This window comes from Kitasatospora sp. NPDC098663 (assembly GCF_044760075.1).
In the GTDB taxonomy this organism is placed as follows: Bacteria; Actinomycetota; Actinomycetes; order Streptomycetales; family Streptomycetaceae; genus Kitasatospora.
In genome coordinates this window covers 232,385-246,922 of record NZ_JBIWAP010000001.1, presented here as the reverse complement: position 1 = coordinate 246,922, position 14,538 = coordinate 232,385, and the positions used below count along the sequence as shown (strand labels likewise).

The window sequence follows — 14,538 nt, the reverse complement described above, 5'->3', positions numbered from 1 at the left end:
AGTCAGAGTCAGAAGTCAGTGTTTGCCGAATGTCAGTGGCTGACATAATCTGCCGGAAGTGGCGCTCGCCGACCGGGCACTCGTGGGGACGGGTGGGTCGCGGCGCCACGCCCACGTTCCGTTCTGCCACGCCCCCGGAGGGCCCCAGATGAGCCAGTCCGTCGTCAAGAACGCCAAGGCGGACGTCCCGCCGCAGCGCACGCCACCGGGCGGGGGAGGGCTCAAGGGGCACCCCTGGCTGACCCTGCTGACCGTCGCGGTCGGCGTGATGATGGTCGCCCTGGACGGCACGATCGTCGCCATCGCCAACCCCGTCATCCAGGCGGACCTGAAGGCCGCGCCCTCCGAGATCCAGTGGGTGACCAGCGGCTACCTGCTGGCCCTGGCCGTCTTCCTGATCACGGCCGGCAAGATCGGCGACCGCTTCGGCCACAAGAACACCTTCCTGGTCGGCGCCGTCGGCTTCGCCGCCACCTCGGCCGCGATCGGCTTCGCCGGCAACATTCAGACCGTGATCGCCTTCCGGGTGCTCCAGGGCCTGTTCGGCGCGCTGCTCCAGCCGGCCGCGCTCGGCCTGCTGCGCGGCGCCTTCCCGGCCGAGAAGCTCAACATGGCGATCGGCATCTGGGGCGGTGTGATCGGCGCCTCCACCGCGGCCGGCCCGATCGTCGGCGGCCTGCTGGTCGAGCACGTCAACTGGGAGTCGGTCTTCTTCATCAACATCCCGGTCGGCCTGATCGCGCTCGGCCTCGGCCTGTGGATACTCAAGGACGTGCGGGCCGAGAAGGCCGCCAAGTCCTTCGACCTGCCCGGGATCGCGCTGCTCTCGGTCGCGATGTTCGCGCTGGTCTTCGGCATCATCAAGGCCCCCGAGTGGGGCTGGGGCGACGCCCGCACGCTGCTGTTCCTGGGCGGCGCGGTGGTCCTGATGGTGCTCTTCGCGTTCTGGCAGGCCCGGGCGAAGGAGCCGCTGATCCCGCTCAGCCTGTTCCGTTCGGTGCCGCTGTCGGCGGGCACCCTGCTGATGGTGCTGATGGCCTTCGCGTTCTTCGGCGCGATCTTCTTCGTGACCTTCTACCTGCAGAACGTGCACGGGATGTCGCCGGTGTCGGCCGGCGTCCACCTGCTGCCGATGACCGGCATGATGATCATCGGTTCGCCGGTGGCGGGCATCGCGATCGGCAAGCTCGGCCCGCGGATCCCGATCGTGGCCGGCATGCTGATCACCACCGCCGCGATGTTCGGCATGTCCACCCTGGACGCGGGCTCCGGCACCGGCGTGATGTCGCTCTGGTTCGTCCTGATGGGCCTCGGCATCAGCCCGGTCATGGTCGGCGCCACCGAGGTGATCGTCGGCAACGCCCCGCTGGAGCTGTCCGGTGTGGCCGGCGGCCTCCAGCAGGCCGCGATGCAGGTCGGCGGCAGCCTCGGCACCGCCGTGCTGGGCGCCCTGATGGCCGCCAAGGTCGGCGACGTGCTGCCGGGCAACTGGGCCAAGGCCGGACTGCCGCCGGTCGAGGGCGCGGCGGGCGAGGGCCTGAAGCAGGCCGCCCAGCTCGGCATCGCCCCGCCGGCCCCGGCCGGCACCCCGCAGCAGGCGGTGGACGCGATGGCCGGTGCCGTGCACGACTCCTTCGTCAGCGGCATGTCGCTCGCCTTCGCGGTCGCCGCCGTGGTGGCCTTCGGCGCCGCCGTGCTCGGCCTGCTCACCCGCCGGGGCACCGTCGACGCGGGCCCGGCCGTCCACATCTGATCCCGCGCCACGGCTGATCCCCGCGCGATCGGCGACCGACGACCGACGGGCGACGACCAGCGGCCCCGGACTCGACGGAGTCCGGGGCCGCTGCGTGCCGTCATCCGCCGCCGCGGGCAGGTGACAGGGCCCGGATACGCCGAAGGGCCGGACCTCCGTACGGAGGCCCGGCCCTTCAGGGTCTAGCGGGTGATCAGGCGTCGCCGCCGGCGGCGCCCGGGTCGGCCGCGGCCACGTCGAGCAGCTGGTAGCGGTCGATCGCGTCCTTCAGCGCACTGCGGTCGATCTTGCCCTGCTTGGCGAGCTCGGTGAGAACCCCCAGGACGACCGACTGCGGGTCGATGTGGAAGAAGCGACGGGCCGCACCGCGGGTGTCGGCGAAGCCGAACCCGTCGGCACCCAGCGACTGGTACTGACCGGGCACCCAGCGGGAGATCTGGTCCGGCACCGCGCGCATCCAGTCGGACACGGCGACGACCGGGCCCTCGGCACCCTGGAGCTTCTGGGTGACGTACGGCACGCGCTGCTGCTCCTCGGGGTGCAGCAGGTTGAACTCCTCGGCCTCCACCGCGTCGCGGCGCAGCTCGTTCCAGGAGGTCGCGGACCAGACGTCGGCCTTGACGTTCCACTCCTCGGCGAGGATGCGCTGGGCCTCCAGGGCCCACGGCACGGCCACGCCGGAGGCGAGGATCTGGGCCGGGATCTGGCCGGCGGTGCCCGGCGCGTACCTGTGCAGACCCTTGAGGATGCCCTCGACGTCCACGTTCTCGGGCTCGGCCGGCATCTTGATCGGCTCGTTGTAGACGGTCATGTAGTAGAACACGTCCTCGCCGTGCGGGTGCTCGGCACTGGTGCCGTACATCCGCCGCAGACCGTCCTGGACGATGTGCGCGATCTCGAAGCCGTACGCCGGGTCGTACGCGACGACGCCGGGGTTGGTCGAGGCCAGCAGGTGCGAGTGGCCGTCGGCGTGCTGGAGGCCCTCGCCGGTCAGCGTGGTGCGGCCGGCGGTGGCGCCGATCACGAAGCCGCGGGCCAGCTGGTCGGCCATCTGCCAGAACTGGTCGCCGGTGCGCTGGAACCCGAACATCGAGTAGAAGACGTACACCGGGATCAGCGGCTCGCCGTGGGTGGCGTAGGAGGAGCCGGCGGCGATCAGCGAGGCGGTGCAGCCGGCCTCGGAGATGCCGTCGTGCAGCATCTGGCCGGTCGGCGACTCCTTGTAGGCCAGCAGCAGGTCGCGGTCGACCGACTCGTAGGTCTGGCCGAGCGGGTTGTAGATCTTCGCCGACGGGAAGAGCGAGTCCATGCCGAAGGTGCGGTACTCGTCGGGCGCGATCGGCACGAAGCGGTTGCCGATGCCCTTGTCCCGCATGAGGTCCTTGAGCACCCGGACGAACGCCATGGTGGTGGCGATGGTCTGGTTGCCGGAGCCCTTCTTGACCGCCTTGTACGCGTCGTCGCCGGGCAGTTCCAGCTGACGCGGGCGCACCTTGCGGGTCGGCACGTAGCCGCCCAGCTCGCTGCGGCGGTCGTGCATGTACTGGATCTCTTCCGAGTCGCGGCCCGGGTGGTAGTAGGGCGGGTAGCCCTCGTCCAGCTGCTTGTCGGTGATCGGCAGGTGCAGCCGGTCGCGGAAGCGCTTCAGGTCCTCGACCGTCAGCTTCTTCATCTGGTGGGTGGCGTTGCGGCCCTCGAAGTTGGGGCCGAGCGTCCAGCCCTTGACCGTCTGGGCGAGGATGACCGTCGGCTGGCCCTGGTGCTCGCGGGCCGCCTTGAACGCCGCGTAGATCTTCTTGTGGTCGTGGCCGCCGCGACCCAGGTGCTGGACCTGCTGGTCGGTCATGCTCTCGACCATCTTGCGCAGGCGCAGGTCGCTGCCGAAGAAGTGCTCGCGGATGTACTGACCGGTCTCGGTGGCGTAGGTCTGGAACTGGCCGTCCACCGTGGTGTTCAGCTTGTTGACCAGAACGCCGTCGCGGTCCTGCGCGAGCAGCGGGTCCCAGCTGCGGTCCCAGACCAGCTTGATCACGTTCCAGCCGGCGCCCCGGAACTGGGACTCCAGCTCCTGGATGATCTTGCCGTTGCCGCGGACCGGGCCGTCCAGGCGCTGCAGGTTGCAGTTGACCACGAAGGTCAGGTTGTCGAGGCCCTCGCGCGCGGCCAGCGACAGCTGGCCCAGCGACTCCGGCTCGTCCATCTCGCCGTCGCCGAGGAAGGCGTAGACCTGCGAGTCGGAGGTGTCCTTGATCCCGCGGTGCTCCAGGTAGCGGTTCATCCGGGCCTGGTAGATCGCGCCGAGCGGGCCGAGGCCCATGGACACGGTCGGGAACTCCCAGAAGTCCGGCATCAGCCGCGGGTGCGGGTAGCTGGAGAGGCCGTACGGGGCCTTCGACTTCTCCTGGCGGAACGCGTCGAGCTGCTGCTCGGACAGTCGGTCCAGCAGGAACGCGCGGGCGTAGATGCCGGGGGAGGCGTGGCCCTGGAAGAAGATCTGGTCGCCGGACTCGCCCTCGGCGTCCTTGCCGCGGAAGAAGTAGTTGAAGCCGACGTCGTACAGCGACGCGGAGGAGGCGAAGGTGGCGATGTGCCCGCCCACGCCGATGCCCGGGCGCTGCGCCCGGGAGACCATCACGGCCGCGTTCCAGCGGGTCGCGTTGAGGATCTTGCGCTCGATCTCCTCGTTGCCGGGGAAGAACGGCTCGTCCTTGGTCGCGATGGTGTTGACGTAGTCCGTGCTGCGCATCTCGGGCACGGCGACACGCTTCTCGCGGGCGCGCTCGATCAGGCGGAGCATCAGGTAGCGGGCGCGCTCGCGCCCCCGCTCGTCGATGGCCGCGTCAAGCGACTCCAGCCATTCCGCGGTCTCCTCGGGATCGAAGTCCGGGACCTGACTCGGAAGGCCGCCAATGATGATCGGGTTGCGATCGGATCCGGAAGCCACGCTGTTCCTTCACTGTCGGTCGAAACTGAGGTGTGTCGCGCCGCCTCCATCGTGCTACCGCGCTCGGAGATCCGTCATCTCTACCGATCGGTAACCGTTCCGCCTGGTGGGCGGGACGGTCTGGCGGTGCGCGGTCCGGGCGACTTCGCCCGCCCCGCACACCCCCGGGTGCTACGTACAGAGGTGGTCCGACCTGGTGTCCCGTCCGCCCGATGGCGGGCGGCCGGGGTGAGGGCCAACAGGAGACTCTACGCCCGCGCACGCGCGGACCCGAATGCCGTTCGTATCTCGGGCATCCGTACGCCCTGTGGGCCGGGACCACCCGAAGCATCCTTGTCTCATGCAGAGAAGGGCAAATCGGTGTGATTCCCGACACATCGAACGGCGTGTCCCCGCTGTGGCACGTCAACCTTTGGGGGGGATCGGGGGTCGGGTACTTGCGCGAACCGCCGCGCCCGTGTGGACTACGGCCACAGCCTCGGCATGGACGCCGGGCCGAATACTGGAGGTTATTCCCGTGAGCGCGACCGCGGACCCCGCGGACAAGTCCAACCCGGCGACCCGTCTCGGCTTCGAAGCGGGCCAGATCATCCAGGAGCTGGGGTACGACGACGACACTGACCAGGATCTCCGCGAAGGCATCGAGGAGCTCACCGGGACGGATCTCGTCGACGAGGACTACGACGACGTCGCCGACGCCGTCCTGCTGTGGCACCGCGACGACGACGGGGACCTCACCGACTCCCTCGTCGACGCCCTGGAGTACCTGGCCGAAGGCGGGCTGATCTGGCTGCTGACGCCCAAGACCGGGCGCGACGGCCACATCGAGGCGTCCGACATCGCGGACGCGGCCCGCACCGCCGGTCTCTCCCAGACCAGCTCGATCGCGGTCGCCAAGGACTGGGCGGCCACCCGGCTCGCCACCAAGTCCACGGCCAAGCCGGCCGGCAAGCGCTGAGCGGGCTCTGAGGCCCCGCACCGGGCCCCGCCGGAGGATCCCTCCGGCGGGGCCCGGTCGTTTTCCGGGTCCGGCGCCGGGGGCGGCGTCGCCCTCGTCGTCACGGAGCGTGGTCGCCTGGGTCGTGTCCGCCCCCGGGGCCGGTCCGGAAACGCGTTCGCCCAGGGCGAAAGCGGTGGAGCGCGCGGGTACCGCCCTCATCCATTCGGCGGAACGTGCCCGAACGGATGCGAGGATGGCGCTGGCCGCGCCGCCCGCGCGGCGCGGTCGCGTCAGAAAGGTCACGTTCATGGCCATCGAGGTCGGCACCGAGGCTCCGGACTTCGAGCTCAACAACCAGCACGGCGAAGCGGTCCGCCTCTCCGACTTCCGGGGCGAGCGGAACGTCGTCCTGGTCTTCTACCCGTTCTCCTTCACCGGCGTCTGCACCGGTGAGCTCGGCGCCGTCCAGCGGGAGCTGGCGCAGCTGCAGAACGACCGGGTCCAGGTGCTCGGCGTCTCCTGCGACTCGCAGTTCACCCAGCGCGTCTTCGCCGACCGGGAGGGCCTGGAGTTCCCGCTGCTGGCCGACTTCTGGCCGCACGGCGAGGTCGCCCGCGCCTACGGCGTCCTCGACGAGCGGAAGGGCTGCCCCGTGCGCGGCACCTTCGTGATCGACACGGCGGGCACGGTGCGCTGGAGCGTCGTCAACGACCTGCCGGACGCCCGGGACGAGCAGGAGTACCTGAAGGCCCTCGGCGCCCTCTGAGGCCCCGCGTGGAGGCCCGTGGCGGTGGCCGCGGGCCCGGCCCCGCGAACTTCGAACAGCCGCGCCGGACCCGTTCGCGCGTCCGGACGGGAACCGCGCACTACGCTCGGTCCGTTGGTCGGGTGGGGCACGTGAGCCGCTCGCCGGCCGGCGCCTCGAACCGCACCACGGGGGCACCAGGGCGTGCCTCCCGATTCTTGGAGGACAAGTGGGTGTCAGCCTGAGCAAGGGCGGCAATGTCTCGCTCACCAAGGAGGCCCCGGGGCTTTCGGCCGTGGTCGTCGGCCTGGGCTGGGACGTCCGGACCACCACGGGGACGGACTTCGACCTGGACGCCAGCGCGCTGCTCTGCAACGAGCAGGGCAAGGTCGCCTCGGACGGGAACTTCGTCTTCTTCAACAACCTGAAGAGCGCGGACGGCTCCGTCGAGCACACCGGTGACAACCGCACCGGCGAGGGCGAGGGCGACGACGAGGCGATCAAGGTCAACCTGGTCGGCGTCCCGGCGGACGTGCAGAAGATCGTCTTCCCGGTCTCGATCTACGACGCCGAGAGCCGCGGCCAGAACTTCGGCCAGGTGCGCAACGCGTTCATCCGCGTGGTGAACCAGGCCGACAACACGGAGCTGGCCCGCTACGACCTCTCCGAGGACGCCTCCACCGAGACCGCGATGGTCTTCGGCGAGCTGTACCGCAACGGCGCCGAGTGGAAGTTCCGGGCCATCGGCCAGGGCTACGCCTCCGGCCTGCGCGGCATCGCCCAGGACTTCGGCGTCAACGTCTGACCGGACGACACCGGTCGACACCGGGCGACACGACGCGACACGGGGCGGCGGCGGCGGACGACGGCCGGCCGCCCGGCGCGGGAGCCTTGTACGGGGCGGCCCCGGACCTTCAGAGGTCCGGGGCCGCCCCGGCTTCGTGTCGGCTCCGTGCGCTGCGAGGATGTGAGTTCAGGAAGTTCAGCCGGCCAAACGGGGCCGGCCCGGGCCGTGGGGGACTACACCTTGTAGGCGCGCCCCGGGAGAAGGCAAGGGAGGAAGAACAGTCATGGTGGTCACGCTCGCCAAGGGCGGGAACGTCTCGCTCACCAAGGCCGCGCCGAACCTGACGCAGGTCCAGATCGGCCTCGGCTGGTCCGCCCGTTCGACCACGGGCGCACCGTTCGACCTCGATGCGAGCGCCCTGATCTGCGGTGGCGGCCGGGTGCTCGGTGACGAGTACTTCGTCTTCTACAACAACCTCAAGAGCCCCGAGGGCTCGGTCGAGCACACCGGTGACAACCTCACCGGCGGCGAGGACGACGGCGACGACGAGGTGGTCCTGGTCAACCTGGAGCTGGTGCCGGCGCAGGCGGACAAGGTGGTCTTCGCGGTGTCGATCTACGACGCCGAGGCGCGGCTGCAGAACTTCGGGCAGGTCCGCAACGCCTACATCCGGGTCGCCAACTCCCTCGACGGCCAGGAGATCGCCCGTTACGACCTGTCCGAGGACGCGTCCAGCGAGACCGCGATGATCTTCGGCGAGCTGTACCGCTACGCGGGCGAGTGGAAGTTCCGCGCGGTGGGCCAGGGCTACGCCTCCGGCCTGCGCGGCATCGCCCTCGATTTCGGCGTAAACGTACAGTAAGGGCGAAAAGGCGAAAATCAGAACAATCGCACCCAACCTACGATCATGAGAACAGAAGGCAGTGCGGGGGTGACCTGACCGGGCCCGGCCCGGTCAGGGCGTCTCGGGACGAGGCCGCCCCCGGCACGGCCCGAAACCCGAAAGGTAACCAAGTCCCGTGTTCCTCCGCACTTTCGGCTGGTCGTTCGCGATCACCGTCCTAGGCCTGATCGCGGCCGGACTGCTCTGGGGGGCCCAAGGATTCGGCATCGTGCTGATCCTCTCCATCCTGGAGATCTCCCTGTCGTTCGACAACGCGGTGGTCAACGCCACGGTGTTGAAGCGGATGAACCCGTACTGGCAGAAGATCTTCCTGACCGTCGGCGTGCTCATCGCCGTCTTCGGCATGCGGCTGGTCTTCCCGCTGCTGGTGGTCGGCCTCACCGCGAAGCTCAACCCCGCGACGGTCATCGACCTCGCGCTGCACTCCGACAAGACGCACGCCGGCCTGACCTACGGTCAGTACCTGGAGGCGGCCAACCCCGCCATCGCGGCCTTCGGCGGCGTCTTCCTGCTCATGATCTTCCTCGACTTCGTGTTCGACGACGAGAAGGAGCACAACTGGCTGGGCTGGATCGAGCGCCCGCTGGAGAAGGTCGGCAAGCTGGACGCCTTCTCCAGCGTCGTCGCGCTGGTCGTGCTGGTGCTGGCCTCCAACTTCTTCGCCGGGGAGCACGCTGAAACCGTTCTGCTCGCCGGTGTCCTCGGCCTGATCACCTACCTCGTGGTCGGCGGCCTCTCCTCGATCTTCGAATCGGGTCTGGAGGAGGACGCCGAGCGCGAGGAGGAGGCCGAGAAGTCCGGCAAGTCGATCCTCCAGGTCGGCGGCAAGGCCGCGTTCTTCCTCTTCCTCTACCTGGAGGTCCTGGACGCCTCGTTCTCCTTCGACGGCGTGGTCGGCGCGTTCGCCATCTCCAGCGACATCTTCCAGATCACCCTGGGCCTGGGCATCGGCGCGATGTACATCCGCTCGCTGACCGTCTTCCTGGTCCGCAAGGGCACCCTGGACGACTACGTCTACCTGGAGCACGGCGCGCACTACGCGATCGGCGCGCTCTCGGTGATCCTGCTGGTCGGGATCAAGTACCACATCCCGGAGATCGTCACCGGCCTGATCGGCGTCGCCTTCATCGGGCTGGCGCTCGGCTCGTCGATCCTGCGCAACCGGCGCGAGGATGCGCGGGACGAACCGGAACTGGTGAGTACGAGTACCGGCGAGTAGCCCGCCGGGTACGCGAAACGGCCGCCTCCGGGAATCCGGGGGCGGCCGTTTCGCGTCGCGGTGCGCCCGCTCAGCCGAGCTGCTGCTCGATCGCGCGCAGCTTGCGCTCCAGCGAGTCCAGCTTGGGCATCGACAGGGTGTCGTCGTCGGCCGTCAGGTCGATGGCCGAGCTGCGGTAGGACGAGCCCGAGGCCGATCCGGCGGACGAGGAGTAGGACGACGAGTAGGACGAGGACGAGGAGGACGCCGAGGAGGACGGCGCGTACGACGAGCCGACGGCGGCACGCGGGCGGCGGCCGGCGTCCAGCGCGGCCGGCTCCAGCGGGCCCGAGGCGGCCTGGTGCGAGGAGGCGGTGTCCGACTCGGCGGCTAGGGCAGGCTCCGTAGCGGTCTGGCCGTCGCCGGCAGCCGTGAGCGCGGGCACCTGGCGGCCGCCGCGGGCCCGGGCGAGCATGCCGCCCTGGCGGGAGATGGCCTTCAGCTCGGCCCGCTCGCGGCGGTCGGCCGTGCGGGCCCGCACCTTGGCGTCCAGCTTGGCCTGGCGCTCCTCGCGCACCTCCTCGACCGCCTCGTCCAGGCTGCGGACGTTCTCCAGCAGCATCAGCGACCAGGCCGCGTAGGTCTCGCGCGGGGCGCGCAGCCAGCGGACGATCCGGATCTGCGGCAGCGGGCGCGGCACGAGCCCCTGCTCGCGCAGCGCGGCCTTGCGGGTCTGCTTCAGCGCGCGGTCGAACAGGATCGCCGCCGAGATCGACATGCCGGAGAAGAACTGCGGGGCGCCGTCGTGCGACACGCCGCGCGGCGCGTGGACCCAGTTGAACCAGGCCGAGGCGATCGCGAACACCCAGACCAGCAGACGGGAGCCGAGCGCGGCGTCACCGTGGCTGGCCTCGCGCACGGCGAGCACCGAGCAGAACATCGCGGCACCGTCGAGGCCGAACGGGACGAGGTACTCCCAGCCGCCGGACAGCCCCAGGTTCTCCTTGCCGAAGCCCACCAGGCCGTGGAAGGACAGCGCGGCCGCGACACCGGCGCAGCAGAACAGCAGCGTGTAGGAGGAGATGCCGTAGATCATCTCCTTGCGCCGCCGACGCTCCTCGCTGCGCTCCCAGGAGTCGCCGGCCTCTTCCTTCTTCGTGTTCTTGAAACGCAGCGTCGCCAGCAGGACGGCGACGAACAGCAGGGCTGCGCCGCCGACGACGGTCCAGACCAGCTGTATGGAGGTCAGGTTCATTGCGGGTCGGGCCTCGGGTTTCCGCAGGGGACGGGTTCACAGAGCGACACAGGCGGTCAGCTCCCGGTACTCGGGTCGCGCCTGACGGTTCGTTCGTCGCCGCACGGCGTACCCGCCGCACCCGCGCAGGGGCGGACGGGACACCTGTGCGGCTAGACGATATCGCGTCCGAAGGGGCGGCATGTTACGGGAGGGGGGCTTCCTCCCGCCAGTCGACCCACCGGCCGCTCCACTCGTCGACCCGGCGGTGAGCGCGGGGGGGCCCGACGGGGTAGGGGAGGGGAAGGTTTGGGTATCCGAGGGCCGGGCTGATGCCCGATCATGGAGCGGCGGACCGTCAGATCGACTGACGGGAGCAGGGGGAGAGGGCGGGATGGTCTCGATCTGGGAGTACCTGCGCGGGGAGCGGAACTACACCTTCGACAACCCGGGCGGTCAGCACAAGGTCATACTCACCAAGTCGACCCCGCAGCACGCGATCACCGGGTCCGCGGCCACCACCGGCTACCTCTACGTCAACCTGCACTGGACCACCCGCTCCGGGGCCGTCCGGCCGAGTGCCCGCGAACGCGCCAAGCGCCTCTTCAGCCCCCGCATCCTGCGCCCGCTGGAGCCGGACTCGGTGCAGAACGAGCAGGTCAACGTCGACCTCGACCTGGCGTGCATGTACGAACTGTCCGACGGGAGCAGCGGCGTGGTGCAGCCGCTCGGCGGCTACTTCGGCGACCTCCGGCAACCGCCGTACATCAAGCTCAGCGGCGACGACCAGTACGGGGCGCCGTCCGGCGAGACGATGTACGTCAACCTGGAGAAGAAGGACAAGTTCAAACGGCTGCTGATCTTCGTCTACATCTACGACGGCACGCCGGCCTTCGAGCAGTCCCACGCGGTGGTGACGATCGTGCCGCAGACCGGGCCGCGGATCGAGATCAAGCTGGACGAACGGGCCCGGGCGGCGCGCTCGTGCGCGGTGGTGCTGATCGAGAACGCGGGGGACAACCAGCTGACGGTGCGCCGTGAGGTGCGGTACGTCAACGGGTTCCAGGCGGACATCGACCGGCTGTACGGGTTCGGGATGCAGTGGCAGCGCGGGTACAAGAGCCAGGGCGGCTCCGACTAGCTAGGCCCCGCCGATCAGCGGGGCTGGAACTGCGGGCCCTGCGGCGGCAGGGCGAACTCCTCGCCGGTGGGCGGCTGGGCCGGGGCCTGGGCCGGTGGTTGCGCGGGGGCCTGGGCCGGCGGCTGCTGGCCGGTGCCGGCGTGCGGGTAGCCGTAGCTGCCGGGGTGCTGCTGCGGGGCGGGCTGCTGCTGGTGCGGGTAGCCGTAGCCGGTGCCCTGCTGCTGCGGGTACGGCTGGGGGGTGGGGTGCGGGTACCCGTAGCCGGTACCGGGCTGCTGCTGCGGATAGCCGTAGCCGGTGTCGGGCGGCTGGTGGGGCTGTGGCTGCTGCGGGTAGCCGTACCCGGTGCCGGGTTGGTGGGCCGGGGGTGCGGTCGGGGCCGGCGGCGCGGCCGGGGGAACGGTGGGCGGCGCGGTCGGCGGGGGCGGCACCGTGCCCGGGGCGGCCGCGGCGGGCTGCTGCTGGGGCCGGTGCCGGGGGGTGGCCGGCGGCTGCGGGACGGCCGGGGCCAGGGTGAAGGTGCCGGGCTCGGGCGGGGCGGTCGGGCGGGGGGCGGGCAGCGGGGTGTTGCGCGGGTCGACGGCGGCGGTGGGGGTGACGGTGGGGGTGGCCGTCGAGGCCGCCGCCGGGGCCGCCTCGGCCTCCGCCTCGTCGTCGACGGTGATGCCGAAGTCGGTGGCCAGGCCGATCAGGCCGGAGGTGTAGCCCTGGCCGATCGCCCGGAACTTCCAGGCGCCGGAGCGCCGGTACAGCTCGCCCGCGACCAGCGCGGTGACGTTCTCGCCGTCGGAGATCGCGAACTCGGCGAGTGCGGGCGTGCCGTCCCCGGCCGTGGCGTCGAAGAGCAGCAGGCGAAGCCCGGGCACCGCGCGGAAGGAGCCGCCCTCGGAGGAGCCGGCCAGCACCACCCGGTCGACGTCGGCGGGCAGCTTGGCGAGTTCGACCTCGATCGTGTCGATGATCTCGGCGCCGCCGGAGGTCTGCTGCTTGGGCAGGTGGCGCACCAGGCCTGAGGGGTGCCGCGGCTGGTTGTAGAAGACGAAGTCGGCATCCGAACGGACCTTGCCGGTGGCGCCGAGCAGCAGCGCGGACGCGTCCACGTCCGGCGCACCGGGCGTGGCGCTCCAGCGCAGCACGGCGCGGACCGCCGCAGCCGGCAGTGCGATGTTGGCGCCCTTGGCCATCACGTGCGTCATAGCCGACCATCCTGCCCGTTCGCCACCCCTTCGGACAACGTGACCGGGACCGTCGGAACCGGGTCGAACTTTGCCAAGACTTGCGCTTGCCGGGGGTTTGCCGGTGCTCGACCGGTGGTCGGTGATCTGGACGGCGATGTTCCGGGAGTTCAGTGCCGAGGAACCGGGGACGGCCGGAATCCGTCCGTACGATGGGCGGTCCACGGGCCCGCCGGGGTCGGGCGGAGGGGGGCCCGCCGGCGTCCGTCCGGGAACCACGGAGCCCCGTGGACCGGTTGACCATGGTGTCGCACCGCTGGATCGCGGTGTCGTCCCGCGCCGTCGCGCGCCCCGGCAACGGACCGGTGGCCGTCAAACCTCTGAGGAGAGCACCTTGCGCCATTTCGGCCACCTCGCCGACGACGTACGCGGTCGCCTCTTCCTCGAACCGCCCCGGCCGTTCACCGCGCGGAGCGAGGCCGCGGTGTTGGCCACCGCCCTCGGCGGCACCCTCTACAGCCCCGCCACCCGGCCCGCGCTGGCCGCCGACATCCGCAAACAGGCTGCTCGGGGCGTGGTGTCGATGGTGCTCTGCCTGGAGGACGCGATCGCCGACCACGAGGTGGACGCGGGGGAGCGGAACCTGATCGAGCAGTTGAATGACCTGGTCAGGGATTTCACCGACTGCACACAAGGCCACCCCCTGCTCTTCATCAGAGTTCGAGCCGCCTCCCAGATCCTCGACCTGGCCGAGCGGCTCGGGCCGGCCGTCGAGCTGCTGAGCGGGTTCGTCCTGCCGAAGTTCACCACGGAGACCGGCGGCGCGTACCTGGCCGCCCTGGCCGCCGCCGAGGCCGCCACCGGGCGCCGGCTGTTCGCCATGCCCGTCCTGGAGTCACCCGAACTCGCCCACCTGGAGACCAGGCGCCAGCAGCTCTTCGGCATCGCCGACCTGCTCGCCGGGCACCGGGAGCGGGTGCTCGCCGTCCGCCTCGGCGTGACCGACCTCTGCTCCGCGTACGGCCTGCGCCGCTCGCCCGACCTCACCGCGTACGACGTCGCCCTGGTCTCGGCGGTGATCGGCGACGTGGTCAACGTGCTCGGCCGGGCGGACGGCACCGGGTACACCGTCACCGGTCCGGTCTGGGAGTATTTCCCGGTCCAGGAGCGGATGTTCAAGCCGCAGCTGCGCCGCACGCCGTTCGCCGAGACCCCCGGGACGTCCAGGGCCTCCGGCGAGGAGGTCCGCCGGCGGATCATCGAGCACGACCTGGACGGGCTGATCCGGGAGGTCGAACTCGACCGGGCCAACGGCCTGCTCGGCAAGACCTGCATCCACCCCAGCCACGTCCCCGCCGTGCACGCCCTCTCCGTGGTCACGCACGAGGAGTACTGCGACGCCCGGGACATCCTCCGGCAGGAGCGGGACGGCGGCGGGGTCCTGCGCTCGGCGTACACCAACAAGATGAACGAGGCCCGGCCGCACCGGGCCTGGGCGGAGCGGGTGCTGCTGCGGGCGGAGGTGTTCGGGGTGGCCCGGGAGGACGTGAGCTTCGCGGAGCTGCTCGCGGCCTGCCTGTGCGGGGGGTGAGGGGGCTGCGCGCGGCCTGCCTGTGCGGGGGGTGAGGGGGCTGCGCGCGGTTGACCTGAACGGCCCGACCTGTCCGACCTATCCGACTGATCCGAAGACCGCACCACCGCACCATGCGAAGGCAGG

Annotated in this window: 11 protein-coding genes; 8 read left to right on the top strand and 3 right to left on the bottom strand. The window is 70.7% G+C overall.

Annotated elements, in window-relative coordinates:
* The first annotated feature begins 148 nt into the window (after positions 1-148).
* On the top strand, positions 149-1,753 hold the full coding sequence (locus ACIQVZ_RS01100; protein ID WP_350878120.1) for an MFS transporter: 1,605 nt from the start codon (positions 149-151) through the stop codon (positions 1,751-1,753).
* Between the two features lie 193 nt (positions 1,754-1,946).
* Here ACIQVZ_RS01100 and aceE read toward each other — a convergent pair whose 3' ends face one another.
* Positions 1,947-4,697: a pyruvate dehydrogenase (acetyl-transferring), homodimeric type gene (gene aceE, locus ACIQVZ_RS01095; protein ID WP_350878119.1), complete on the bottom strand. Its 2,751-nt coding sequence runs from the start codon at positions 4,695-4,697 to the stop codon at positions 1,947-1,949.
* 517 nt (positions 4,698-5,214) lie between these two features.
* Here aceE and ACIQVZ_RS01090 point away from each other — a divergent pair.
* The 5 genes from ACIQVZ_RS01090 (at position 5,215) to ACIQVZ_RS01070 (ending at position 9,292) form a co-directional block, all read left to right on the top strand.
* Positions 5,215-5,655 (top strand): DUF3052 domain-containing protein, encoded by a 441-nt coding sequence (locus ACIQVZ_RS01090; RefSeq protein ID WP_350878118.1) that lies wholly within the window; start codon positions 5,215-5,217, stop codon positions 5,653-5,655.
* A 289-nt stretch (positions 5,656-5,944) separates the two neighbouring features.
* Positions 5,945-6,403 carry a peroxiredoxin gene (locus ACIQVZ_RS01085; RefSeq protein ID WP_402446088.1) on the top strand — a complete coding sequence of 153 codons (459 nt, stop codon included), beginning with the start codon at positions 5,945-5,947 and terminating at the stop codon, positions 6,401-6,403.
* A 208-nt stretch (positions 6,404-6,611) separates the two neighbouring features.
* The gene (locus ACIQVZ_RS01080; RefSeq protein ID WP_350878117.1) at positions 6,612-7,187 is read left to right on the top strand and encodes a TerD family protein; all 576 of its coding nucleotides are present in this window, start codon (positions 6,612-6,614) and stop codon (positions 7,185-7,187) included.
* 265 nt (positions 7,188-7,452) lie between these two features.
* Positions 7,453-8,031: a TerD family protein gene (locus ACIQVZ_RS01075; protein WP_350878116.1), complete on the top strand. Its 579-nt coding sequence runs from the start codon at positions 7,453-7,455 to the stop codon at positions 8,029-8,031.
* A gap of 157 nt (positions 8,032-8,188) precedes the next feature.
* Positions 8,189-9,292, top strand: coding sequence for a DUF475 domain-containing protein (locus tag ACIQVZ_RS01070; protein ID WP_350878115.1), 1,104 nt, complete (start codon positions 8,189-8,191; stop codon positions 9,290-9,292).
* A 70-nt stretch (positions 9,293-9,362) separates the two neighbouring features.
* On the opposite strand, the gene ACIQVZ_RS01065 is transcribed toward ACIQVZ_RS01070, so the two are convergent.
* Positions 9,363-10,526 carry a DUF2637 domain-containing protein gene (locus tag ACIQVZ_RS01065; protein WP_350878114.1) on the bottom strand — a complete coding sequence of 388 codons (1,164 nt, stop codon included), beginning with the start codon at positions 10,524-10,526 and terminating at the stop codon, positions 9,363-9,365.
* Positions 10,527-10,899: 373 nt separating this feature from the next.
* On the opposite strand from ACIQVZ_RS01065, the gene ACIQVZ_RS01060 reads away from it, so the two are divergent.
* The gene (locus ACIQVZ_RS01060) at positions 10,900-11,646 is read left to right on the top strand and encodes a Tellurium resistance (RefSeq protein WP_350878113.1); all 747 of its coding nucleotides are present in this window, start codon (positions 10,900-10,902) and stop codon (positions 11,644-11,646) included.
* A 14-nt stretch (positions 11,647-11,660) separates the two neighbouring features.
* Here the strand turns inward: ACIQVZ_RS01060 and ACIQVZ_RS01055 are convergent, their stop codons facing one another.
* On the bottom strand, positions 11,661-12,842 hold the full coding sequence (locus tag ACIQVZ_RS01055) for a TerD family protein (protein WP_402446083.1): 1,182 nt from the start codon (positions 12,840-12,842) through the stop codon (positions 11,661-11,663).
* A 373-nt stretch (positions 12,843-13,215) separates the two neighbouring features.
* On the opposite strand from ACIQVZ_RS01055, the gene ACIQVZ_RS01050 reads away from it, so the two are divergent.
* Positions 13,216-14,412 (top strand): HpcH/HpaI aldolase/citrate lyase family protein, encoded by a 1,197-nt coding sequence (locus ACIQVZ_RS01050; RefSeq protein WP_350878111.1) that lies wholly within the window; start codon positions 13,216-13,218, stop codon positions 14,410-14,412.
* Positions 14,413-14,538: the final 126 nt, after the last annotated feature.

What these genes read in the sequence shown, in the direction of transcription:
- ACIQVZ_RS01100 (WP_350878120.1), top strand. Translation starts at nt 149, where the DNA reads ATGAGCCAGTCCGTCGTCAAGAACGCCAAGGCGGACGTCCCGCCGCAG.
- ACIQVZ_RS01085 (WP_402446088.1), top strand. Translation starts at nt 5,945, where the DNA reads ATGGCCATCGAGGTCGGCACCGAGGCTCCGGACTTCGAGCTCAACAAC.
- ACIQVZ_RS01075 (WP_350878116.1), top strand. Translation starts at nt 7,453, where the DNA reads ATGGTGGTCACGCTCGCCAAGGGCGGGAACGTCTCGCTCACCAAGGCC.
- ACIQVZ_RS01065 (WP_350878114.1), bottom strand. Translation starts at nt 10,526, where the DNA reads ATGAACCTGACCTCCATACAGCTGGTCTGGACCGTCGTCGGCGGCGCA.
- ACIQVZ_RS01060 (WP_350878113.1), top strand. Translation starts at nt 10,900, where the DNA reads ATGGTCTCGATCTGGGAGTACCTGCGCGGGGAGCGGAACTACACCTTC.
- ACIQVZ_RS01055 (WP_402446083.1), bottom strand. Translation starts at nt 12,842, where the DNA reads ATGACGCACGTGATGGCCAAGGGCGCCAACATCGCACTGCCGGCTGCG.